This window comes from Mesorhizobium sp. WSM3868 (genome assembly GCF_002294785.1).
GTDB lineage: Bacteria > Pseudomonadota > Alphaproteobacteria > Rhizobiales > Rhizobiaceae > Mesorhizobium.
Genome location: NZ_NSGB01000020.1, coordinates 21,452 through 45,026, shown reverse-complemented (window position 1 = coordinate 45,026; position 23,575 = coordinate 21,452). Strand labels below are relative to the sequence as shown.

Annotated in this window: 22 protein-coding genes and 3 pseudogenes; 16 read left to right on the top strand and 9 right to left on the bottom strand. The window is 59.7% G+C overall.

Translation table 11 applies throughout. The features are described 5' to 3' along the window. Window positions 1–4 precede the first annotated feature (4 nt). Window positions 5–1,219: a TrbI/VirB10 family protein gene (locus CK221_RS25270; protein WP_095779678.1), complete on the top strand. Its 1,215-nt coding sequence runs from the start codon at window positions 5–7 to the stop codon at window positions 1,217–1,219. Between the two features lie 12 nt (window positions 1,220–1,231). Beyond that, window positions 1,232–1,510, top strand: a complete 279-nt coding sequence (locus CK221_RS25265; RefSeq protein WP_095779677.1) for a DUF2274 domain-containing protein — start codon at window positions 1,232–1,234, stop codon at window positions 1,508–1,510. Window positions 1,511–1,594: 84 nt separating this feature from the next. Here the strand turns inward: CK221_RS25265 and CK221_RS25260 are convergent, their stop codons facing one another. From CK221_RS25260 to CK221_RS25240, 5 genes are all read right to left on the bottom strand, one after another. Continuing rightward, window positions 1,595–2,032 carry a MucR family transcriptional regulator gene (locus CK221_RS25260; RefSeq protein ID WP_095779718.1) on the bottom strand — a complete coding sequence of 146 codons (438 nt, stop codon included), beginning with the start codon at window positions 2,030–2,032 and terminating at the stop codon, window positions 1,595–1,597. Between the two features lie 258 nt (window positions 2,033–2,290). Then, window positions 2,291–2,755: a hypothetical protein gene (locus CK221_RS25255; RefSeq protein ID WP_095779676.1), complete on the bottom strand. Its 465-nt coding sequence runs from the start codon at window positions 2,753–2,755 to the stop codon at window positions 2,291–2,293. 2 nt (window positions 2,756–2,757) lie between these two features. Further along, window positions 2,758–3,960, bottom strand: a complete 1,203-nt coding sequence (locus CK221_RS25250) for a nucleotidyltransferase (RefSeq protein ID WP_095779675.1) — start codon at window positions 3,958–3,960, stop codon at window positions 2,758–2,760. Further along, the gene (locus tag CK221_RS25245; RefSeq protein WP_245430743.1) at window positions 3,957–4,973 is read right to left on the bottom strand and encodes a CBASS cGAMP-activated phospholipase; all 1,017 of its coding nucleotides are present in this window, start codon (window positions 4,971–4,973) and stop codon (window positions 3,957–3,959) included. Before CK221_RS25245 ends, CK221_RS25250 begins: the two co-directional genes overlap by 4 nt. Before the next feature lie 4 nt (window positions 4,974–4,977). After that, entirely contained in the window at window positions 4,978–5,202 is a 225-nt protein-coding gene (locus CK221_RS25240) for a DUF2188 domain-containing protein (RefSeq protein WP_095779716.1), read from the bottom strand. A 129-nt stretch (window positions 5,203–5,331) separates the two neighbouring features. Between CK221_RS25240 and CK221_RS25235 the strand changes: the two genes are divergently transcribed. Both CK221_RS25235 and CK221_RS25230 read left to right on the top strand, forming a co-directional pair. Beyond that, complete coding sequence (locus CK221_RS25235; protein ID WP_095779674.1) at window positions 5,332–5,646, top strand: helix-turn-helix transcriptional regulator; 315 nt, start codon at window positions 5,332–5,334, stop codon at window positions 5,644–5,646. Window positions 5,647–5,654: 8 nt separating this feature from the next. After that, a complete protein-coding gene (locus CK221_RS25230; RefSeq protein WP_095779673.1) occupies window positions 5,655–6,536 on the top strand; it encodes an ImmA/IrrE family metallo-endopeptidase in 882 nt (293 codons plus the stop codon). Between the two features lie 48 nt (window positions 6,537–6,584). On the opposite strand, the gene CK221_RS25225 is transcribed toward CK221_RS25230, so the two are convergent. The 3 genes and pseudogenes from CK221_RS25225 to CK221_RS25215 all read right to left on the bottom strand — a co-directional run bounded on the left by CK221_RS25225 (window position 6,585) and on the right by CK221_RS25215 (window position 9,695). Beyond that, window positions 6,585–7,178 (bottom strand): hypothetical protein, encoded by a 594-nt coding sequence (locus CK221_RS25225; RefSeq protein ID WP_095779672.1) that lies wholly within the window; start codon window positions 7,176–7,178, stop codon window positions 6,585–6,587. 957 nt (window positions 7,179–8,135) lie between these two features. Then, window positions 8,136–9,070, bottom strand: a pseudogene (locus CK221_RS25220) (glyoxylate/hydroxypyruvate reductase A). A gap of 34 nt (window positions 9,071–9,104) precedes the next feature. After that, entirely contained in the window at window positions 9,105–9,695 is a 591-nt protein-coding gene (locus tag CK221_RS25215) for an amino acid synthesis family protein (RefSeq protein WP_095779671.1), read from the bottom strand. A 165-nt stretch (window positions 9,696–9,860) separates the two neighbouring features. On the opposite strand from CK221_RS25215, the gene CK221_RS25210 reads away from it, so the two are divergent. The 9 genes and pseudogenes from CK221_RS25210 to proX all read left to right on the top strand — a co-directional run bounded on the left by CK221_RS25210 (window position 9,861) and on the right by proX (window position 20,121). Further along, on the top strand, window positions 9,861–11,675 hold the full coding sequence (locus CK221_RS25210) for a helix-turn-helix domain-containing protein (RefSeq protein ID WP_095779715.1): 1,815 nt from the start codon (window positions 9,861–9,863) through the stop codon (window positions 11,673–11,675). A 145-nt stretch (window positions 11,676–11,820) separates the two neighbouring features. Further along, a complete protein-coding gene (locus tag CK221_RS25205) occupies window positions 11,821–12,807 on the top strand; it encodes a flavin reductase (protein ID WP_095779670.1) in 987 nt (328 codons plus the stop codon). A 20-nt stretch (window positions 12,808–12,827) separates the two neighbouring features. Beyond that, window positions 12,828–14,339 (top strand): aldehyde dehydrogenase, encoded by a 1,512-nt coding sequence (locus CK221_RS25200; RefSeq protein WP_095779669.1) that lies wholly within the window; start codon window positions 12,828–12,830, stop codon window positions 14,337–14,339. A gap of 41 nt (window positions 14,340–14,380) precedes the next feature. After that, a complete protein-coding gene (locus CK221_RS25195) occupies window positions 14,381–15,460 on the top strand; it encodes an LLM class flavin-dependent oxidoreductase (RefSeq protein ID WP_095779668.1) in 1,080 nt (359 codons plus the stop codon). 1 nt (window position 15,461) lies between these two features. Next, complete coding sequence (locus CK221_RS25190; protein WP_095779667.1) at window positions 15,462–16,271, top strand: alpha/beta fold hydrolase; 810 nt, start codon at window positions 15,462–15,464, stop codon at window positions 16,269–16,271. After that, window positions 16,268–16,581, top strand: a pseudogene (locus CK221_RS25185) (NIPSNAP family protein). Before CK221_RS25190 ends, CK221_RS25185 begins: the two are co-directional and overlap by 4 nt. 145 nt (window positions 16,582–16,726) lie before the next feature. Continuing rightward, window positions 16,727–17,995, top strand: a complete 1,269-nt coding sequence (locus CK221_RS25180; protein WP_245430742.1) for a glycine betaine/L-proline ABC transporter ATP-binding protein — start codon at window positions 16,727–16,729, stop codon at window positions 17,993–17,995. Next, complete coding sequence (locus CK221_RS25175; RefSeq protein ID WP_095779665.1) at window positions 17,988–18,926, top strand: proline/glycine betaine ABC transporter permease; 939 nt, start codon at window positions 17,988–17,990, stop codon at window positions 18,924–18,926. The genes CK221_RS25180 and CK221_RS25175 overlap by 8 nt, the downstream gene beginning before the upstream one ends. Beyond that, on the top strand, window positions 18,874–20,121 hold the full coding sequence (proX, locus tag CK221_RS25170) for a glycine betaine/L-proline ABC transporter substrate-binding protein ProX (protein ID WP_245430741.1): 1,248 nt from the start codon (window positions 18,874–18,876) through the stop codon (window positions 20,119–20,121). Before CK221_RS25175 ends, proX begins: the two co-directional genes overlap by 53 nt. Window positions 20,122–21,048: 927 nt before the next feature. On the opposite strand, the pseudogene CK221_RS25160 reads toward proX, so the two are convergent. Beyond that, window positions 21,049–21,473: pseudogene (locus CK221_RS25160) on the bottom strand (MucR family transcriptional regulator). 479 nt (window positions 21,474–21,952) lie between these two features. On the opposite strand from CK221_RS25160, the gene CK221_RS25155 reads away from it, so the two are divergent. The 3 genes from CK221_RS25155 to CK221_RS31125 all read left to right on the top strand — a co-directional run bounded on the left by CK221_RS25155 (window position 21,953) and on the right by CK221_RS31125 (window position 23,107). Beyond that, entirely contained in the window at window positions 21,953–22,144 is a 192-nt protein-coding gene (locus CK221_RS25155; protein WP_095779662.1) for a hypothetical protein, read from the top strand. Between the two features lie 530 nt (window positions 22,145–22,674). Then, window positions 22,675–22,860: a hypothetical protein gene (locus CK221_RS25150; protein ID WP_245420717.1), complete on the top strand. Its 186-nt coding sequence runs from the start codon at window positions 22,675–22,677 to the stop codon at window positions 22,858–22,860. Between the two features lie 124 nt (window positions 22,861–22,984). Then, entirely contained in the window at window positions 22,985–23,107 is a 123-nt protein-coding gene (locus CK221_RS31125) for a hypothetical protein (RefSeq protein ID WP_280952194.1), read from the top strand. Window positions 23,108–23,575 lie beyond the last annotated feature (468 nt).

Below are 23,575 nucleotides of genomic sequence, written 5' to 3'. Positions count from 1 at the left end.
GCCCATGACTGACACGTCCCATTCCACCAGCCCGCCGAAGCTCGATCCAGAGCAGCTGCAATTGCGCGCTTCGCCTCGTCGTGCTGTGCGTTTCAGGCGCGGCGTGATCGCCGCAATCGCGGCGCTCGGATCCGGCGCAATATTCGGCGTCATCATGATCGCGCTGAGGGGGCCAGCTCTGCGCATCCAGGACTTGACGGAAGACCGCTATAACACTGAACGCAAGCCGACAGCTGAGGGTCTCGATAGCCTGCCTAAGGACTATTCCGCGATCAAGCCAAAACCGCCGGTGCTTGGACCGCCGCTGCCCGGCGATCTCGGCCGCCCCATTCTTGAGCGGCAACGCCAGCTCGGCATCGCGCCCGGGCAGGAGGTTTCCGCGGAAGAGCAACGGCTCGCCCAGCAGGCGATTTCGGCGCGCGAGTCGCAAGTCATGTTCCGGATCGATAATCGACCGAAGCAGGCCGATGCTCCGGACAACGGGCGAGCCCGCCAGCAGCAATTTGAAGCGCTTCCGCAAACCGGTGCCGCCGGCACGTCAGCTTCGGTTGCACCAGCCGAAGGCGACCAGAACAATCAGCAGCGCAAACTGGATTTCATCAGCCAGCGAGACACAAACGGGATCTACAATCCGCATGCGTTGCAAACGCCAGCTTCACCCTATCAGCTCATGGCCGGCAGCGTCATCGCGGCAAGCCTGATCACAGGGATCAATTCCGACTTGCCCGGGCTGGTCGTTGCGCAGGTCACCGAGAATGTGCACGACACCGTCACCGGCAGCACCTTGCTCATCCCGCAAGGCTCGCGTCTGATCGGCACCTATGACAGCGTCGTCGCCTTTGGGCAGAAGCGCGCGCTGCTGGTCTGGCAGCGCATAATCCTGCCCGATGGTTCCTCGATCGAAATCGACAATCTGCCGGCGACAGACACTGCCGGCTATGCGGGGCTTGAAGACAAGGTGGATTTCCACACCTGGCAGCTGATCAAGGGCGTTGCGCTGGCCACATTGCTGGGCGTCGGCACCGAGTTGAGCTTTGGAGAAAACGAAAGCGACCTCGTCAAGGCGATCCGGGAATCCACTCAACAAAACGTAAGTCAAGCCGGCCAGCGCATCACCGAAATGAACCTCAATATTCAGCCGACAATCACAGTGCGCCCCGGTTGGCCGCTGCGCGTGATCGTGCACAGGGACATCGTGCTCCGGCCGTACGCGGGCTGAAAAGGAGGGCTCATGGCAAACCTGAAACTAGGAAAGCTTCCGGAGAGGACACCGTCGAAGATCACCATCACTGTCAGCGCCGACTTAAGCCAAGCACTCAACGACTATGCCGTCCTTTACCGGCAGGCGTATGGCGAGTCTGAAACAGTGGCTGAGCTCATTCCGTTCATGCTGCTGGAGTTTCTGGAAAGCGACCGGGCATTTGCCAAGGCCAGAAAGGAAGGTGTACCTGGCGCCGGCGCGTCGGAGAAACCGCACCGGCGATCAGCTTCGACAGCAGACAATGCGTAGTGCGGGATGTTCCGGGGAGGACAGGCTCTTGAAACTAGCCACGCAGCCTTCAGCCTCTGCAATCGGCCCGCCAAGTTTTACAAGTCAGGCTTTCGCCTTACGTTTGGAGCCAGGTTTCTTGGGCGGAGCAGTCTTCCTTCCCAAACCCGACGACTTTGCCAGCGCTGATCGGGCAGCCGAATAGTTTGGAGCGACCATTGGATAGTCTTTCGCCAGCCCCCACTTCGCCCGGTATTCATCAGGCGTCATTCCGTGCCGGGTTGCCAGATGGCGCTTGAGTGACTTGTATTTCTGGCCGTCTTCAAGGCTGATGATATAGTCCGGAAACACGGAGCGCTTGGGATTCACTGCCGGCTTTGGAGCCGGTTCTTCGATTGGAGTTGCCTGTCCAATATTAATCAATGCCGAATTTACGCTAGCGATCAGGTCGGGCAATCCAGAGACCGGAACCGCATTCTTCTGGACATAGGCGGAAACGATATCCGCAGTAAGCTCGATGAGATTATTGGCGTCTTCGGACATCGTCATGCTCCTAGATTGAATACCAATAGGCTCATATCGCCCAACCCTCAGATGTGCAACCAACGTGTTCAGCCGGGGATCGGGTTATTCAAATTATTGCTGCGCATTTTGTTCTTCAGCAAGCGGCAGAGTGCTGTGAAAGCACGCTGCCGCGATTACCCAGTCGTCCGCGTCGCCATCCATTTTGTCTTGTTGTATTCGATGGTGAGGCGGGTCGTGCCGGTCTTCGTCAGATGTCGCGGCTTCGCTTCGGACTGTTCATCGCACCGCTCGCCTCACGGAGCGACTATATTGCTCGGCATCATTCTCCTCGGGATGCTGGCCACCGCCTTTCCACTCGTCAGACACCAGCCATTCCTCGAAATAAAAGAGCCACGTCGCGGTCCAAGGAACGAAGGTCTGATCGATCCGCATCGTGCCGGTCCATTCCCGCGTTCCCGGCAGGATCAGACACAGGCGCAAGGGGTTATGATAGACATGCGGCAGTGGGCGGCCGTCGGCGAGTTTGAGAAGGTCGGGCTCAATGATGAACACGTCGGGGACATCACCGCGATCGAAGGCAATGCGCACCAGGTATTCCCGACTCAGTGGCGTCGGCCTTACGCGATATTCCCAGGTCAATCCGGTAGGAGACAGCCGGCCTGTTCCGGCACAAACCGGGTTGGCGCGCAGAAATATGAACTGCTGCGCCGGTGTCAGATCGGGACGGGTGCCGGGCCGCACGCCTAGTCTCCGAAGAATGTATTCGGCCGTACTTGGGTCGCGTTAGCCGGCGTCGACAGCGTCAGGCCAACCGCCGGCGCCACGTAGAGTTTGTTGCCGACCCTAGCTTGAGACACCGCCTGCGTCCTGGAATCCATCACCTTTTCGACAACGGAATCGCCGAGGCTTTTGCCAAGGCTTCTTGCAATGAGATCGACGCCTTCCAGATCCCGCAGCCCCTCGAAGTCCGCCAGCGCTTTCCCGTGCCAGGCGTAGAACGCCGTGGCCCGCGCCGGCTCGGTATTCCAGCGCTCCGCGAAGTTCTCGCCGATCGCGGTCTCGTTGGCGACGACATAAAGCCGGCGACCATTCACAAACGGCCGCTCGATGAAGTGCGGCATCATCCGGATGGTTTCGATCACCACATCGAGTTCGGAGTCGAAGGGGAAGTTCGTGACGCAATACTCGTACGCCTGGGCCGCCAGGGTCGTGATGATGATCGAGATTGGCGCGACATCCTCGGTCACCTCAAAAAAATGGATGTCGCGGTGACGCTTCAACAACTGAACGATGCGGCGCAGGATACCCTTGGCGACGCTGTGGACGGGGAAGGGCTCAACGCCCGCCGCCCGGTCCTGAGCCGCGAGCGCCTTATTGATGCGCAGGACCGGCCGCAGGCTTGCGCGCCGGTCGAAAAGCGCCTTGTACCCTTTGGGATTGGTCGGCTTGAACTCACGGAGCTTCTTGTCCGGGACGAGTTCGCCGCCGTTCGCGCACTCGGTGTTGACGATGGTCGGCGAGATATCGAGGTGATACTCGCGCGCATAGTTGAGGCGCCAGCAGCGCTTCTTCTCCTCGAGCATCGAGGCGTAGCGGGCGTTCTCCTTGAGCCGGTCGCCGACAATGCGCTTGAGCTCGGCCGGTAGGCGATCGGCGGTGAACCGCAACACCTTGCAGATCAGGTCGACATCGAAATCTTCGCGCGCGATCGGGCGGACGGTCGTACCAAGGCCGGCCGACCCGTGCGCATAGACCTCGATCAGTCGCAGGATCGGGTTGTCCGACGCCGACAGCCACTCGGCCACGGCCTCGTAGCTGGTGCGCGCCGCCTCGAACTGGGCGGCCGTCAATTCGAGCATCTGGCAAATTTCGTCGAGGAGCGAATAAATCTCCGCCTTGCGCAGCGGAGAATATGCGGTGGACGATGCGAGAAGCATCTGGTTCATGGCTTGGGGCCTTTCAGCTTGTAGACGGGTTCGAAGGGTTCTGCCGGCTCCGAAAAAAACACAGGCTCAAGCCGCGAACGTTCCTTGCGTGCCGATGAGGCCCCCATCCCCTTCAGCTGTGTAATCTTCCTGGTGTCGTCGAGCTTGAAGAAGCCTTTCGGCACATCCGGGCAGCACCGGAAAATGGCCTCGCGCTCGTACTGATGCCCGGTAATCAGCTTGGCCACGCCAAGCGCGCCGTGCGACTGCCCGTCCATGAAAAGCCGCGTCACATCGAACGCGAGCCCGCCGAGACCGGGAGCCTCGCCGAGCATGTAGACCTCGTTCACGCAGCCAAGGCTCAGGACCCGCAGGCTGCCGGCCGGCCAGCCAAGAAGCGTTGTCGCCTCGACCACCGCCAGTGCGATCGGATTATTCGCCCATACGCCACCATCAAGCAGTCCGACATCATCGGCCGTGCGATGCCGGCGGTAGTAAGTGGGCGCTGCTGCCGTCGCCATGGCGGCATCGACGGCGTGCCGCTTGAAATCTGTCTTGAGGCGCGGATGGTGCGCGGTCTTGTAGATGTAGACGCCACGGTGGTCAGCATCCCACGCCGGCACCAGCAGCCGCCTCCTGGCATCTCCGATCCGCCGGTCGCCCAGAACGGTAACGAGCTCCTTGCGCAGAAGCTCGGCATCATGCTTCGGCGCGACGGCATGCTTCAGCCTCCGCCACAGATCGCCGGCAAGGTTTTCCAGCATGCCGCCGGACTGACCGAAAATATGCGGCCCGCGCCGGACGTAGAGGTCGAGCAGCTCCCTTGCCGGTATCCCCATCGCAAGTCCAATGGCGAGGATGCCGCCGGTCGACGTGCCGGCGATCAGGTCGAAATAGTCGCCGATCGGGTGGTCAAGGTCCTCCTCCATAGCCGCAAGAAACGAAGCCGGCTGCGTCCCCATGATTCCGCCGCCATCAATGGACAGAATCCGACGGATGGGCGGGTTCTCAGGAGAAGAGGCAGCCGGCGTCACGCGCTCATCCTTCCGGCGGGAAATCGTCGTTCCCGTAGGAGTTCTTGTCGCGTATCCGCCCGTCCGGGCGATGGATGACAACCTCGCTGCGCTGGTTGATCGCGATCTCGCGTGCCGCCCGCTCGGCGTCGGCCTGCGTCGGATGGATCGAGGTCACCCTTTCGTTCCCTGCGCCGCGCACGGCCCAATCTTCGCCGTGCGGAACGACATGCTGGTTCTTGCCTGTCATAATCAGCTCCTGATTCTTGACCATTCCTGCGTATCGTCATACAATTCTTGACGTTCTGTCATAGGCAGGCGCCGAAAAAAGGCCCCGGTGGGGCTGACGATTTAACAAAGGATACTATACGCTTTCGTCATGACCCAGTCAAGCATGCCAGCCAGCTTCGCCGACCGTCTCCGCAAGGTCCGGGACGACCGGAAAATGAGCCAGTCCGAACTGGCGCGGGACGCCGGAATGCAACCCAGTGCCATTGCCCACTTCGAGGCAGGGCGACGCAAACCTTCTTTCGACAACGTGCGTGCACTCGCCAAGGCGCTCCATGTATCGGCCGACTATCTTCTTGGCACCAAAACCGCGACCACCGCTTTCCGCGATGAAGAAAAGCTCAGCACAAGGGATCGCGATTTCATTCAGAATCTAATCGACACCATGATCAAGGACAAGACATAGGGACGGTTATGCCCGGTTTTCAGCTCAGGATGGCGACCCAGCGTGGCGAGAAGATTGCGGAAGAATTCGGATACACGCAGTTTCCCGTCAAACCGCATGAGATTGCGAAGGCAAGAGACATCGCCCTCGTCGCCAAGCCGGCTGATGTCAAAGGCGTCTCGGGCGCGATCATCTTTGCCGGAGATAACGCCACCATCATCTACTCGACCGAACACGACAACGAGGGATTCGAGAACTTCTCCATCTGCCATGAACTGGGCCACTGGTTTTTACCAGGACACCCGGAGGAAATCATCGGTGCCGGCGGCACGCACTTTTCTCGTGCCAACTTCACGCAGAACACATCGATCGAACTGGAGGCCGATCATTTTGCAAGCGGGCTGCTGCTGCCCTCGAAGCTGACACGGCGCTTCTTGTCGGATAACCAGATCGGTCTCGACGGCATCCTGAAGCTCGCCGAAGAAGCCCGCTGCTCGGTTACCGCCGCCGCGATCCGAGCCGCGGAATGCGGCGCCTATCCCATGGCGGTCATCGTCAGCAAAGGCGACCAGATCGCCTATGCCTTCACATCCGATACCTTCAAGAATCTCGGCAAGCTTGCTTTCTTGCGCAAGGGTGCACCGCTCCCGCTAAGCGCGACACGCCGCTTCAATTCTGATCCCAAGAACGTCCTGCGCGCCGAGCGCGCGGTCGATGAAACTGACCTCGCCACCTGGTTTGATGGGTCCGGAAGAGTTGTCCTTGACGAAGAGATCATCGGTCTTGGCAGCTATGGTTACACGCTGACGGTGCTGACCGGCGAGCATCTTCCGGAAGATCCGCTTGAAGAAGAAGACGAGGAAGCCGAGCTGGAAAAAAGCTGGACGCCCCGCTTCGCGTACGATCGCTGAACTACGATTCCTCGCAGGAGCATGACGGACCGGCTGTCTGGCCGCGCCTCATTCAATACGTACCTCTGAATAGCCTCTCTGCGCTTTGCTGTCGTTTGTGAAGAACGCGAACTTGACGGAAAACAGCGCACATACCTTTTGGAGAATGTCCTGCATCGGCCCGCGCGTGACGCGCTCGGCATTCTCGCGGAACAAGAGGTGGTACATCGATGACCACACGACCGCAGAATCGGTGAAACGTATGTCTTCGGTCGGACCCACCAGCGAATAGCAGCCACTGCCCGGCATGATCTCTTCGGCGAGATCCTTGTGGACCATCGAGCAGGCCGAGAGAAACAGGCGGCGGTTGTGTAGGTGGGGTTTCAGAAGCTCGGCGAGTTCGTCGAAATCTATCTCCTCACCGTTGGTCGTGTTCATGCCCTCCGCTTCGCCGTGCGCCGAAATATGAAGGTAGCGGCATTCCGAATTGCCAAACTCGATCACTGCCTCTTCGAAATCATGTCTCGTTCTGACGTAGCGATAGACGGGATGCTTTCCGTGGAGCCCCAGTATCCCGGATAGGTAGCTGCCTTCAAACCGGCCGTTGCCTTCGTCCTCGGGCTGGAGACTTTCGATGAAGAAAACTTCCGGAAGATATCGCATGACCCGTGCTTGCTGCCTCAAGAGGTTTTGCCGCGCTCTGATTGCGCCAGCATTCTCTATCACAACCTTGGTGTTCGTAGCCTACGGTCCCTCTTATTCGGAGCCTTCCGGTTTGCCGTCCCAAGTGAGCACATACGAAGGAAATGGGTTGGCGAACCATCCACGTATTGATTTCCGAAGAAAACGACGACCCTCTGAGTCTGCCAGAGACTCATCTTGCGAATCGGGTTGATTATCGGACCTTACTCAAACAGCCACGATCAGCGAGTGTCGGTATCGGTGGTTGCGTGTCCCCGCAACCAACCTACTTGCGATGCTATATGCTCCGCGTCGTGATGCGGCGGACGTCTTAATCCAAGGGCCTAAAATGAGTTCGCCAGACCACACAAAATCATACGAAGGACATGAATTGGCGAACCACCCCGCAAGCTATTGATTTTCTGTGGTAAAGGCCGTCCCAAGCCGAGAGGCGCCTGTTGAGGATGGCCGCTGCCTCGCTCCATCGGCTAGCAATTTAGGCTCATGCATTTCAAATACGACCCTCAAAGACCGGGTGGCCCGCTGCGCGCTTCCGACGCGTTGTTGACGCTCTTTCGGCGGTCTCACATACCGGCTAAGCGATTTATTGCGGGCAGCGACCCTCCTCGCGAGGCCCTTGCTGCATCGCGCGGACACTCGCTCATCGCGGGGAGGGTGTCGGGCTTTGTCGGTGGCGGCATTATCCTCAAGTGAGGATCGTACGCTCCTCGACGATCTTTGATCCTGGCATTTATTACCCCGGCCATTGCAAGACGCCGGCCTACTCTAAAACGAAGCGCTTGGGTTGACGGGCACCTCGCATACTCCCGGCGGAACCATGGACTTGTGCCGTACTTAGCGCCGCGGCGGAATTCAAGCCTTTCGCAGCAGCCACAATGCAAGCGGGCAAGAACCCTGTCCGTCTGGCGCGCAGCCCAACTAGCTGGCGCCGGTGCGCCTCCCTTTTTTTGCGGCTTGTCCACGGTGGCGGTCTACGAGACCGATTAGTGGCTGTCCGGCCTGATGCCGGCGGATATTGTTATCACCACCTCGACGGCCGTTTCCGGCTGGGTCATGCTGGCTACGCGCGGGGTGAGTAGCACTCTTTCATGCAGACGCAAAGGATGATCCGCCGGCAGGGGTTCCGGATCGGTGACGTCGAGAACTGCGCCGGAAAGCCTGCCACTGTCGAGCGCGACGAGAAGATCGGCTGCACCAAATGGCCACCACGCCCGCAGTTGACGATCGCCGCGCCGGGCGGGAGTTTTGCGAACAACGCACCATTCAGAATTCGAGCCGTCTTGGATGTCAGCGGCAGCAGGCAAACGAGGATATCGCGCTGACTGAGAACTTATCCATCTCGGCTTTACCGGCGAAACATTCGACGCCTCCAATCGATTGGCGAGACCGGCTCCAGGCGTTCAACCGAAAGCCGAAGGGCTGAAGCGCCGAAAGTGAAGTCTTCGCGAGCACGCCGGTTCCGAGCACGCCGATGCGCAACGCACCTGGCGGCCGGAAACGCAAGGGCTGCCAATCGCCGCCCGCCTGCTGCACACGATTGGCGAGGAGATCACGATGCAATGCCAGTACTGCCAGCGTGACGTATTCTGCCATCGCGTCGGAAATGCCTGGCTCGATCATCCGCACGACGGGCAACCCGGCCGGCAAGGCGTCGACATCGAACTGGTCGACCCCAGCCCCCAGCGAAAACAGCACCTCAAGGTTCGGGTACTTCGCGCTTAGGTCTGTGGGCGGATGCCAGACGCCAAGATACTTCACCGAACGCGGGTCGACCGCGTCCGCGCAATAGTGGAAGGCAAGAGCGCTGTCCACTCGGCGCCGCGTTCGGCATTGGCATCATAGAGGAAGGTCATTTCGGCGCCCCGGGATTGCTGCGAAAGACGAAGCTCAGCGTGCCTGCCCCTCAGCTTCCATTTCCGCCATGTCCTGGAACCTGTCGGCGATACGTGGATGCGCCCGCCCGCCATCACAGGCGCCAATGGCGATCAGCACCTCATCCGCACCGGGTGCGTCCGGAACCTGGAAGTTGGCCGTCAGGAAGTGGGAGCGTTTGCCGGTTTCGCTCTTGTGGGTCATCGGCAGGGAAAGAAGGGCGCCGGGCCCGTTGCGCGTATTCGTGAAGCTCAGATAGGTCGTGCCGTTTACCGCCGTGCGGAACATATTGCCGAACCGCAAGGTATGGATCAGCGCCGATGCATGTTCGATCTCGCCATTGACGCCGACCGAAGCCGCCTTGCCGTAAGCTTCGACCTTATCCGCCGACAAGAGCGCCACCAACCGCTTGGTCATTTCGGCGCCAAGACCCGGCGCCAACCGGAGAATCTCAGGGCGCAAATTTTCAACGAACCCCTGACCGGCCCACGGGTTCTTCAAGACGGCTGCGACCACCACCATGGAGATCGGTTGGTCGGCTTTCTTGCCACCCTCGACGAATACTTGCTCGATGAATGTGCAGAACTTTCTCACTCCGAGATCCATGGATTCCTCATCTGTTCGCTGGATTGTGGCGCAACCTAATGAGCAACGACGGTGACTGTCTTCCTCCGTTAGGGAGGAAAAACAGAATGGCCGGCACTTCGAAACGATGTAGAATTCAGCTCCCGCACATGCCTAACTCAGCGGGTCGTGGCGCAGGGAGCGATTGTGGACAGGAAGGCGCAAATCTCGGTTCTCAAAGATGTCGCAAGTGAGATCAATTCCGGCGGCGATCTTGTCATGATCCTGAAGCACTTGGTTTTCGCCGCCTGCCGCCATGCAAACTGGACGCTCGGTTCGATCATGTCGATCGACGCCGCTCATGGTTATGCTCATGTGATGGTTCGCTATGATCCGACGTTGATCGAGCGAACGCTCCCTGACCGTTGGGAACTGGCGACGAGCCCCTCGCTGATCGCCTTGAAGCGGAACGAGCCAGTCTATATCCGCGACGTGCGCGAATCCGAGGAGTTTCCAGGTTATCGCCGCGAAGCTTTCGAGCGAGATTACCGTACCGTCCTTGTCATGCCTATGAACTGCAGCGACTTCGAGGGCCGGCCAATGGTGCTGAGCGTTGTGTCGCGGGATATCATGGAGGTCCCGGGAGAGGATTTGGCGTTTCTGGGTATGATCGTCCATCTCGGCGCCATCGCGATCGAGAGGGAGCAGCGGCTGGAAGCCGAACGGCAGGCCGGAGACAGGTTGCAAAAGGCGCTCAAGGCGCACACCTCCCTACTTGAACACGTGCTTGCAGACGGCTCAGTTTCTTCATTGTCGGCGATGGTCGGCAACCTGCTGCCCAATCCGGTCGTCGTCGTCGATTTTACTGCGAACCAGATTATCGCCGGCCGCTCGCCAAGCGAGGTGCAGTTCGATGATGCCGCTTGGCAATCAGCAGCGGCCGGTCCGCTGAGCCGACAACTGGGAAAGACAGCACGCGAAACAATTGAGCGGGGCGGCAACAGCGGGGCGACGCTTTTTCTCGATGACGGCAGCTCGCGGCTCAATCTCGCCGCCCGCATCGAGCCCTTGACGGTCGACCGCCAACTTGTCGGGGCATTGATCATCTTTTCCACGTCGCGTGCCTTCAGCGATCTGGACCAGTTGTTGCTTGACAGCGCCAAGTTTGCGCTCAGCGTCCAAATGATGCGCAGTTTCATCCGATTCCGTTTCGAAACCCGCACGCAGACCGAGCTTTTCTTCGAGGTCGTGGAGCGGCGTTGGCGCGACGCGGCAGATGTCCAGCAGCGGGCCCAGCGGCTCGGCATCAATTTCATGACAACCAAGCAAATCGTCGTTGTCGACTTTCCCGAGAGCGCGAAGAATCTTGGCGGAACGTCCGTCGATCTGCATCACAGTCTCGCCCGTATCATGCAGCAAGCTTCCGTTCCCGCGTGCGTCGTGGCCATCGATGGCGGGCTGGTGTGCCTCATTCCCTATGACGAGGTCTGGAAACAGGAGCGAACATCGAAACTGATGCGGCGCATCGCAGCGGATCTGGGCCAATATTTTGACGAAGAACCGATCGTCATCGCCAGCAACGTCTGTGCCACGCTGACGGATTATCCGTTAGCTTGGGATCGCTGCAGTCGCATGATTGCCATCGCCCGTTCGTTCGGTCGCACCGGTGCGCTGTCCGGGCAGGATTTCGGGCCGTTGCCGATGCTCGTAGCAGCCGCGGGCGTCGACGACGTACGCGCTTTCGTGCAGGAAAGCGTCGGCGCCATCGCCGCCCATGACCGCCAGCATGGCACGCCCTATCTGAAAACGCTGTCGACTTATCTGAGGGAGGGCTGTCGCAGCGGCGCCTGCGCCGATGCGATGGGCCTGCACGTAACCACGCTGCGCTATCGCCTGTCGCGAATCGAGGAAATGTTCGGCATCGATGTCGAGACGCCAGAGCGGCGCTTTGCCATCGAATTGGCCATTCACCTGCATGGTGTCACGGAAGGTCGTTCCTTGGCTGAAGGTCAATCGACCTGACCCTCGGGACGGCAGATCGGCACCCTTCCTCTCTTACCGCAAACAGCAGCAATATTTTCCGCGCCCTTCCGGCTGAATGAAGGAAGAAGGTCGCTCTTCTTGCGATTAGCCTTCCCGCTATCAACCACCAGGAGGCGCTGATCCCATGTTGACCACGGGAACCGCAAAGATTCCGACGGCCATCGACCCAATCGCGTTGCGTCGGGCTTTCGGAACCTTTGTCACCGGCGTCACCGTCATCACCACGCGGGACACGGACGGCGATCCGCGCGGCATGACGGCTAATTCCTTCACCTCGGTTTCGCTCGATCCGCCGCTACTGCTGGTCTGCGTCGCAAAATCGGCGTCAAGCTTTGCTGCCTTTACGACGGCGGATTCCTTTGCCGTTAACCTGCTACATGAGGGACAGGTCGACATCTCGGCGACCTTCGCCTCGAAATCCCCCGATAAGTTCCACTCCGTGAATCACGACCGCGTTCATACCGGCGCTCCAATCCTGACGGACAGCCTTACCTGGTTCGACTGCACGACCTACAACAGGGTCGATGCAGGCGATCATGTCGTCCTGATCGGCCAGGTGCAGGCTTTCGGTACGAGCCCTTCAGCGCCGCTCGGCTTTTGCCGCGGCCGATACGCAAGCGTCAAGGATCCGCTGCCGTCCGGCTGGCTGGCCTCGCACAACATGATCATCGGATATCTGATCGAAGCTAGCGGTGAGATCCTGCTGCGAGCGGATGGAAGCGGTGGCTGGGCTCTGCCAACGGCCAAACGCCGTAAGGCCGGCAGCGAACTGCCGCTCGACGACGGCAAATCCCTCAAGCTGCTGTCGGACAACACCTTTCTTTACTCGATCTTCGATGTTGCCGACTGCGACCCCGGTTATTTGATCTATCGCGCCCGACTTGCCGATGGCGGACAAGGGCGCGACCTGCCGGAAGACCTGCGGTTCTTTGCCATTGACAAGCTGCCCTATGACCTCATCCCGACCCGGGAATTGCGGGCGATGCTCCGCCGCTATGTCCGCGAGCGCAAGCAGGAACGCTTTGGCATCTACATGGATTCCGGCGACGGCGGGCGACTCGCAATGATCGAGGGCGAGGCCCGTTCGTGGCATCAGGCCATTCAAGACTAACCCGAAATCAGGAAGCGACGATGAAGACAACGGTGAAATCGCTCGAGGGAATGCGCCTCAACCTCTTTATCGACGGCCGGTTTGTCGAACCGACATCCGGTCGCTACCTGGACAGTTTCGACCCGACCACCGCGGAGGCCTGGTATCAGTTTGCGGAAGCCGACGCCAACGATGTGCGACTGGCGGTTGAGGCGGCGCAAAAGGCATTCGTCAATCCTGCCTGGCGACGTATGACGCAGACCGATCGCGGAAAGCTGGTGCGCAAGCTGGCCGATCTGGTTCTTGCCAACGCCGACGACCTGGCGCTGATCGAAACACGCGACAATGGGAAGTTGATCAAAGAAATGCGGGCGCAGATGCGCTCGATCCCGGACTCTTACGCTTACTTTGCCGGCATGGCTGACAAACTGCAGGGCGATACGATCCCGGTCAACAAGCTGGACCAGCTCAACTTCAACATGCGCGAACCGATCGGCGTCGTCGGCATGATCACACCCTGGAACTCGCCGCTGATGATGTTGACAGGAACGCTCGCTCCCTGCTTGGCGATTGGCAACACCATCGTCATCAAGCCTTCCGAGCACGCGACGGCCTCGACGCTGGCCTTGGCCGAGCTAATCATGAAAGCGGGGTTTCCGGCCGGCGTTGTCAACGTCGTCTCGGGAACGGGTGCGGTAACCGGCGACGCGCTGACGCGGCAAAAGGGCATCGCAAAATACGTCTTCACCGGCAGCACCGATACCGGCCGTAAAATTGCTGCTAACGCGGCGACCAACCTTGCGCAGTGCCAGATGGAACTCGGCGGCAAATCTCCCCACGTGATCTTTTCCGACGTTGATATCGAAAAGGCCGTTAATGGGGTCGTTTCGGGCGTCTTCGCAGCTGCGGGCCAGACCTGCGTCGCCGGCTCGCGCTGCTTCGTGGAGGCCAGCGTCTACGACCGCTTCATCGAAGCGTTGGTGGAACGCACCAACCGCATCACCGTCGGCCACCCGTTGGAGGACAAGACGGATATCGGCCCGCTGGCCCTGGCGGCGCAGCTGACGAAAGTTGAGTCCTACGTTGCTTCGGGCGTCAAGGAAGGGGCACGGATCGCGTCAGGCGGCAACCGTCCTCAGGCGGAAGAACTCGCCCGCGGCTGGTATTTCGAGCCGACCGTCATGATCGACGCCAAGAACGATATGTCCTTCATGCGCGATGAGCTTTTCGGACCGGTCGTTGGTGTCATGCCCTTTTCCTCGGAAGAAGACATGATCGAACTCGCCAACGACACACGCTACGGCCTCGCGTCCGGGATCTGGACCCAGAATATCGACCGGGCGATGCGCTTCGCCAACCGCATCGATGCAGGTACCGTTTGGATCAACACCTACCGGTCAGCAGCCTACATGTCCGCAAATGGCGGCTTTAAGGAAAGTGGTTACGGCAGGCGTGGCGGTTTCGACGTCATGCGCGAGTTCTCCAGGGCAAAAAATGTCGTCATCGACTATTCCGGCGCCATGCAGGATCCCTTTGTCATTCGACTGCGCTGACCGTCAGAAACGCTGGGACAAACCATCCAAGGGAGATTGAAATGAAATTTGCCGTCTCATTGGGCATGGAGCGTTTCTCGCCAGAAACCTCGATGACGGCCGTAATGGACAATCTGCTGCAACTTGCCAAAATCGCGGACGCCGGCGGGTTTGAGACGATCTGGACGCCGGAGCACCACACAATCGAGTGCACGATATCACCCAATCCGTTTCAGATCCTCACGTGGCTATCCCAGCATACGAGCCGTATCCGCCTGGGAACGGCAACGCTTGCCGCCGCCTATTGGAATCCAATCCGTCTCGCTGGCGAAGCCGCACTGTGCGATCACCTTACGAACGGGCGCCTGGAATTCGGCATCGCCCGCGGCGCCTATCAGTACGAGTTCGACCGTATGGCGCCGGGCGTCCAGCAGCAGGAGGGCGTCGGCTACATGAAGGAACTGGTGCCAGCGGTCCAGAAGCTTTGGGCCGGTGACTATGCGCATGAGGGCCAGTACTGGAATTTTCCGCGAGCGACCTCGGTGCCGAAGCCGCTACAGAAGGGAGGTCCTCGCATCTGGGTCGCCGCCCGCGATCCTGGCACCTTCGACTGGGCGATCGGCATCGGCGCCAACATCCTCTCCACGCCGCTCTCGCTTCCGGCGGCGGAAATCGGCGTGCTCGCCAGCAAGTTCAACAAGGCGGTCGCCGATCATCCCGAGGTGAAACGCCCAAAATTCATGATGCAGCGGCGCACTTGTGTCTACGACAGGGCCGACGACTGGCATCTCGCCGTCGAGCACAGCATGAACTATGGTCGCTATTTCGAAAACCTCATGCAGAACATTGGCACCGTGAAGAACGGTTTCCCGGAGGCCGTGCCCTTCGAAAGCGTTAAGGGCCGCGACAACTACAACCCGGAAAATATCCGCAAGAACCTGATGTTCGGAACGCCCGACGAAGTGATCGAGAAGCTGCTCGACTACGAAGCAGCTGGCGTCGATCAATATTGTCTCGGCCTCAGCTTCAATCTGCCCTTCGAACTGCAGAAGAAGACGCTTCGCCTGTTCACAGACGAGGTCATGCCCTTCTTTGCGCAACGCGAGCGCGAAACCCAGCAATTGGCCGCGGCAGGGTATTAGGATGACTGATACGCAGTGTCATACGGTCGGAGATGTGGTCCTGAACTATAGGGTTGACGGCAATGGGGCAGAGCCGCTGGTGCTCATCCACGGTGTCGGTTCCTACCTTGAAGCCTGGAGCGGGGTCGTCGAGCGGCTGAAGCATCGGTTCACCATCTTGACGTTCGACCTTCGGGGTCACGGAAACTCGTCGCGCGTCAAAGGCCGCTACGAGATCGACGATTTCGTTGCCGAAACACTTGCGTTGGCGGACAGTGTCGGCTTCGACCGTTTCCATCTGGCCGGTTTTTCGCTTGGCGGGTTGATCGCACAGCGGTTGGCACTGACGCATCTTCCGCGCATTCAGCGCCTGATTCTCCTCTCGACGGTCGCGGGACGCACGCCCGAGGAGCGGGAGCGCGTTCTCGCCCGCCTCGCCGCTCTCCGCAGCGGCGAACCGGGATCGCACTATGACGCCTCCCTGTCGCGTTGGCTGACTGATGATTTCCAGAAGAAGAATCCCGATCTGATCGCGACGCTTAGGCACCGAAATTCTCAGAACGATCCGGACTGTTACGCTTCTGCCTACCGGGTTCTCGCCGAGACCGACTTCGGCGGTTTTCTCGACCAGATTCGCTGCCCGACGTTGATTGCAACCGGCCAGGAGGATGCAGGCTCCAATCCGCGCATGGCAAGATATATGCATGAGCGCATCCCAGGCTCCGAGCTCCGCGTCCTTCCGGGGCTGCGGCATTCGATCCTGACGGAAGCCCCCGATCTCGTCGCATCGATGATGGCGGATTTTTTGACCGTGCCGGAGACCGTGAAATGATCGTTGAAGAGCGTATCTATCGCATAAGATCGGGCAAAACTTCCGAATATCTGAAGCTTGTGCGCGAGGAGGGGCTGGCAATCCAGGAACCGATTCTCGGCGGACTGATCGGCTATTTCGTCACCGAGGTCGGGCCGCTGAACCAGGTGGTCCATCTGTGGCGATATGTCGATTTCGCCGATCGCGTGGCGCGCCGGCGCACGTTGTCGGCAGATGCGCGCTGGCGGGCCTTCATTCCGAAACTGACGGCGCGATCGAAAGCGCGGAAAACCGTATCCTTCTTCCGACCGATTTTTCACCACTCCAATAGGAGAAGGGAAACGCAAGGCAAACCCTGAAGCCAACCGGCGCACGGTGGAGTTGCACTGCAGTAAATGCACCTCGGTTTGGAGGAAGTGTAGCAGCAAAAATCCTCCGTGTTCGCGGAAGACGATCTAGCTGACATGCCCCCTTAATTGATCCTCGTCAAGAAATTGCGGATCGGGAACATCCGTATCGTTGAAACATGGGAGCCATTGGTGACAGAGCGATTGAGAGTAGAGAATCTGTATAAGATTTTCGCCCCTTCACCCACCAGAGCCATGACGCTGCTCGCCACCGGCGCGGATAAGGCGCGCGTCCTTGCGGAGACCGACGCCGTCGTCGGTCTGAATAACGTCTCGCTTTCCGTTCCCTCAGGCGCGATCTACATGGTCATGGGCCTTTCGGGGTCCGGCAAATCGACGCTGGCGCGTTGCATCAACAGGCTGAACGAACCAACGGCAGGCAAGATCCTGCTCGACGACATCGACATCGTGCCACTACGCGAGGACGCGCTTCGCGAATTGCGGCGCACGCGCATCTCCATGGTCTTCCAGCATTTTGCCTTGTTGCCAAACAAATCGGTGATCGAAAATGCCGAATTCGGCCTGAAGTTGCGTGGCGTTTCCGCCGCGCAGCGACGCAAGCGCGCTGAAGAGGTGCTGGCGATCGTCGGTCTCGCCAAATGGGCCTATCATCGCCCGCATGAACTCTCCGGCGGCATGCGCCAGCGTGTCGGCTTGGCGCGGGCGCTGGCGACCGATGCCGACGTCCTCATAATGGACGAAGCCTTCAGCGCCCTTGACCCGCTGATCAGGACCGAGATGCAGGATGAGTTGCTGCGGCTGCAGCACACGCTGAAGAAGACCATCCTCTTCATCACTCATGATTTCCAGGAGGCGCTGAAACTCGGAACGCGCATCGCCATTATGTCCGAGGGCGAATTGGTGCGCGAGGGAACACCGCAATCGATCGTGCTCGAACCAGGCAGCGATTATGTCGCCGCCTTCACGCGCGAAGTCGACCGGTCGCGATTGTTTGACGCACGGTCGGTGATGCGCACCGGTTCGACGGTGTCAGGCGATGGTTCGGCGCGGATCGTCGGCGACGCCGAGCATCCCGAGGCCATGAGTTTTGCCGTCGACGCGTCGAACCGCATCGTCGGCTGTCTCGACGCTGCGGCCCTGCAACAGGTAAAGGCTGGCAAGCCGGTGGATGCCCTTTTGACGCGTGATTTCGTCGCGGTGAGCGGCACCACCAAGCTCGTGGATGTCGCTGGCTTGTATCAGAGCGGCAAGGCAATGGCGGTCATTGACGAGGACGGCTGCTTCCTCGGCATGCTTGAACCCGAACATATCCTTGGACGGATCGCCTCGGCGGCGAGATCGACAGCGCCTGCTTCGATGGGAGGCCACAATGCTTGATGCCGATGATCTAGCCGTCTTTCCGGTGGACCAGTGGATTGCAGACGCCGTCCAATGGGTCGCGCTCCACCTCCGTCCACTGTTTCTTGCAATCAAGTGGCCGGTCGAAAACCTGTTGTCGTTCAACGATTACATACTGCACGAAATTCCGTTTCCGATCTTCGTCGTTCTGGTGTTCTTGACCGCCTATCGGTTTGCCAGCATCGGCATCGCGGTGTTCAGCGCCATCTCACTTGTCGTGATCGCAGCCATCGGTGTCTGGACCGAGGCCATGACAACGCTTTCGCTGATTACCACGGCCATCGTGTTTTGCACCGCCATCGGCGTGCCGACCGGCATCTGGTGTGCTCGTAACGACAAGGTCTGGAGCGTGGTGCGGCCAGTGCTCGACATTATGCAGACGACACCGACGTTCGTTTACCTCGTGCCGGTCGTCATGCTGTTCGGCGTGGGCACAGTGCCGGGCGAAGTGGCGGTCGTAACAGCAGCTGCACCGCCGCTAATCCGCTTCACCAATTTGGGTATTCGCATGGTAGAGCAGGAAATGGTCGAAGCAGGTCTCGCATTCGGCGCCGATAAGCGGCAGCTTCTGTGGGAAATACAGCTGCCGTTGGCTATCCCCACCATTCTCGGAGGACTGAACCAGACCGTGCTGACTGCGATGGTGATGTCCGTAGTCGTTGCCATGATCGGCGCGGAAGGCCTTGGCCTCGTGGTTCTCCAAGGTCTCGGACGTCTCGATGTCGGTCGCGCCGCCGTCGGTGGCATCGCCATCGTCCTGCTCGCCATGATGCTTGATCGGATCACCCAGCAGCTTGCCCAGCCGACCGACCGCAAGCGCAGGTCGGTGCTGCGCTACCTTTTCAATGTTTTCAAGGGTGAGCGATCGCAGGAGGCCATCGCAACATCCGCAGCGAACCGCACGCATTGAGCGGAATCGCTCCGGCGGCAACCACCACCGGAATGACAACAGACACCGGCGGCTCGTTCCGCCGGCCAGGAATTCACTTGCCTATCCCTTAAAGCGCCCGCGTTACAGCCGAACCTCGAACTCAGTGAAGTCCAAAGATAAATCCAGAAGGAGAACATCGATGAAGCACAGCCTGAAAGCCTTTTCCCTTTTTGTCACCGGCATGGTGCTGGCGGCCTCTCTAGGCCAAACTGCTTTCGCCGAAGACCTGCCTGGGAGCGGCAAGACGGTGCGGTACGCCCAGTCCGACAGCCTAGGCGCCAATTATGTCGTTGCCCAGATCGGCATGGCGGCGATGAAGGAACTCGGTTACGACGTCAAGCTTAGCACGCTCAACACCACCTTGTTCTTCCAGGCGGCGGCCCAGGGCGATCTCGATATCGCGACCGATATAAACTTCCCGCAGCGCGAGCCGGGTTACAAGAAGGTCGAGGCGGAGGCGGAGATCGTCGGCGGTGGCCTAATTCAAGGCGGTGGCATTAATGGCTATCTGATCGACAAGAAAACCGCCGACGCAAACAACATCACCACGCTCGATCAGATGAAGGATGCGAAGATCGCTGCTCTTTTCGGCACGACCGGCAAAGCCGACCTCATCAATTGCGATCCGGGCTGGAGTTGCGGCGACGTCGTCGACTTCCAGCTTGAGAAATTCGGACTCAAGGGCAGCGTCAATTCGGTCCGCGGCAAATATGAGGCGCTGATGGTCGAGGCCGTCGCCCGTGTCAAGCGCGGCGAGCCGGTATTCTTCTATGCCTGGAGCCCTTCGTGGATGAACAAGGCTCTGGTGCCCGGCAAGGATGTCGTCTGGTTGCCGACGCCCTTCGATGCCTTGCCGGAATCGGTCCCTAACAAGGGGTCTGCCCTGGTGCCAGGCGTCAGCGGTTGCGCTGGCGGTGCTGATCCATGCCGCATGGCCATGGCGGCATGGAACTGGAACGCCGTCGCCAACCGGAAGTTCATTGCAGCCAATCCGGCAGTCAAGAAGCTCGTGGAGCAGATGTCGTTCCCGCTGGCCGACTGGTCGACCTGGGAACAAACGATCAGCGAAAAGGGTGGCAGCGACAACAACATCAAAAAGCTGGCGCATGAATGGATCGAAACCCATCAGAAACAGTTCAATGCCTGGGTTGACCGTGCCAAAATTGCAAGCTGATTACAATTCGCTGAAGTAGCCGCGCCAGGCCGACCGGACGCCGGGGTTTGACGACGCAAAGAAGCTCCGGTGGCGCAAGCCGCCGGGGCAATTCGATTTGCCATTACTGCGGTGCTTTCGATACTGAGTCCTTGAGCCAAGCTAAATAGCCGTGGAGCCTCAACAGGTTTGCACCGCATTCGGACGAGTACCGTCTCGCCTTCATGGTGATCAAGCCTACCGCAAGCCCTACAATGCGGAGCAGCCCGAACAGGTCGGCGAAGGTTTCGAACTGCTGGACAACCGGTCGCTTGCCTCCGTTTCCGGCTGGTGGCTCGCGAAACGACGCGCCGCGCTCGGCGTCACCGACGATGTCCTGGAGCGCCTGAAGGCACGGCTCCCACGATCGAAGCACTACGCGCTGGGCGCGAAACCCGGCCACGCCGTCTCGTCGAACCGTGGCGCGTGCTGCTCCCGGCGAAGACCGTCGACGCCGCCTTTGAAGGCGTCTGATGGTCGCGTCGTGAGAAACCCTTCAGGACCTCGCAGCCGAGCGCAGCCTCGAAGCTGCCAATCCGCTTCTGGCCCAAGACAGCCGCGCTCGCACCCTTATGGTCAACATGGCACGGCGCGGCGTCCCGATAAAGGACGATGCCGGCCACTCCAGGCAAGGGCATCTATCACTCCTTCTGCCGCCGACGATAGGGCATCACCGCTCGCCGGCTCTATCAAATGATGTACCGCGGCGAAGGTTTCAGCGGAGGGACCAAAGCGTCATTCTCTACGCCTTGTGTCTGAATAGGGAACGTCCCAGCGGGATGCGAATATGGCTTCGGCGGCACGGGGTAGTTCCGGCATTCTATCCGGGCCGCCTGAAGGCAGAGCATGGAGCCCGCTCGCAATCCTTCTCTCACGAGCGGGCTCTTGCACCCGCCGCGCAGAGGGCCTTCACCTCACGCTCCGCTTGGTTGCCTTCTTCGCCGGCTTAGCTGCAGCCTTATGCTGAAAGCCCAACGCCTTCGCCAACGCCGATCGCCGCTCTGCATAGTTCGGCGCCACCATCGGGTAGTCTGCCGGCAGGTTCCATTTCGCGCGATGACTGCTCGGGCGTGAGGTCGTGATCGGTCATCAGGTGCCGCTTGAGAGACTTGAGAACTTCCTGCCGTCTTCAAGGCAGACGATGTGGTCTGGGAAGACCGAGCGCTCCGGGTTGACGGCAGGCTCCTGCTTTGGCAGCAGGGCTGCGCTTGGTGTCCGACGCCAATGAGCGAGTAATACACCGACGCGATCAAATCCGCCAAGCCGGTTACCGGGACGGGATTATTGCTAACATAAGCGGAGACTATGTCGGCGGTGAGGTCCACTAGGTACATGTGAAATCTCTTTTGTCTGACAAACCCTCTAGGGAAGTCAGCGGCGCAATGGCCGCGTTTGTGCAACGGAGAGCTATAGACTGAATATTGCTTTCGGTCAGAGTGCCCATCCGACGAGGCTCCGCGCCAGCAATCGGCGCATCCACTGACAGGAACTTGAACAGGTCGCGCGGCCGAGCGCCTTTGCCGATGATGTCGAATGGGTGAAGCCAGGCATCATCGGCCGAGTTTGAAGTTCCTTCGCGGCGAGCACAAGCGCCACGCCACCGTGCACTTGGCAGGTTAGGGTATTGGAGGCTTGCCGCTCCCCCTACGCCTTTCGAATAGGTCTACGGGCCATCGGACCTCAGTCGAGATAAATTGACTCGTATCGGCCTTATTCCAAGAATACAGTTCTCATGTCGTCCGGACCGAGTACAGGCACGCGGACGCTTGGAAGCAGTCACCATGGCTTTCGCTCCAAAACTTGGAGGGCAAGCATGTTGTCACATGGCATGGCAGATTCCGCGCAGCTCGACATGCTCACCAAAGTCCTGGACGAATACTGCGAGAAGCATCACATCACCCGTCGGGAGGAGCGGGAAGAAATCGCGCGCAAGCTCTTCTGCCTTTTCGAACAAGGCCTCGAGGACCCCGCCCAACTGACGATAGAGCTTGAAAGGGTAGGCTAGGCAGCGACGCCTAGCCCTGCTGGGTAGCCCGGCTTGCCGAAATCCTGTGTCACCGCGATTGAGGGAACGGCCGGGCTATTCAGCCCTCCACATACATGAAGGGCCCCAGCGCTGAGCGGTAATCAGCGCCAGGGCCTTAGCCATTTACGCGGTACTTGTACTCACACAGATGGCCCGTCATCCAGGCAACAAGGGATGGCGGGCATCCGCCACTAGCCGCCGAACGAGGGGACACATGCTCGCCGACTCTATCAAATGATGCAGCGAGGCGAAGGTTTCAGCGTAGGGACCAAAGTGTCCGTCTCTACGACTTCTGTCTGAATAGAACATCTCAACCGGCATGCGATCATGGTCGCGACGGCACGGGTCGACCTCGCATTCTATCCGTGCCGTCTGAAAGCATGGAGCCCGCTCGTCCCCCTCAAACGAGCGGGTTCTTGCATGGGTCGGATTTCGAGGAAGGACCCGAAGGTAGCGGCCAGATTATCCTCAGTATGAGCGCGCGGGCTTTGAAATTTCTGGACCGATGGATGGCAGAACATCTGCCAAACGTGAACACCGAAGACCCAGGGGTCATTGCCGATCTTGTCGTCGAACTCCTGGCTACTGCCGGGCGTCAAGGCATCGCGCCCAAGGAGATATATGAGGAGATCGACAGCGTGTTTCGTCTTCTGAGCGAAGCGATGCAGCATCGTGGGGGCGGCTTGGCCGGCTGAGATGGCGACCGGCATGCCCGCCCGACCTACAATCATTTTTAAATGACGGCGCCCTTCTCGCTACGCAGACTTCAGCAAGGGGGTTTGATGGCTTGTCGCCCAGAGACGGGCATAGGCGGAAAGTATGAAACGCATGGCCGGCAAAAAAATTGTCGATGGCGGAAGCGGCTTCGAGATCGCTATGATCGCTGTCATGGTTGCGGCTGTGATGGGACTCGTCATAGTCGCAGCTACGGGAATGCAGTGAATGCCAGTTCGGCCCTTCGAGTCGCCAGATCAAAGCCCGTCGGCTCCGGTCGGCGGGCTTTTGTTGTCTTGGAACACTTCGGGGCCGCTGCAGTTCGGTTCCTGGTCGCGGCTCCCGGGAAACGGTCGAGCGCGCCCTGTCGGGTCGGTCCCGACGCAAAGAGCCCGCGCGCGGAGGAGGTGCGGCGGGCTCTTCTGCGGACCCAGCTAAGTCCGTCTTGTGGCCAAGCCGGCCAGAACCCTAAAGGCGGCCCGAGGCACCAGACTTGAAGGCATATTTGTAAACCGTGCGGTTTCCTTCATCGGTCACCCGCACCCAAAAGCGTTCATCTGTCCGGGCCGTGACGTCCTTGCCGGTGGCCTTTCTGGCGGCCTCCCAAGGGGTGTCTGCGCTGGCTACGCGATTGGGATATCGGCATGTCGCCGACCATCTCTTCCACCCTGTAAAGCCTCATAGGCTCACTCCAAC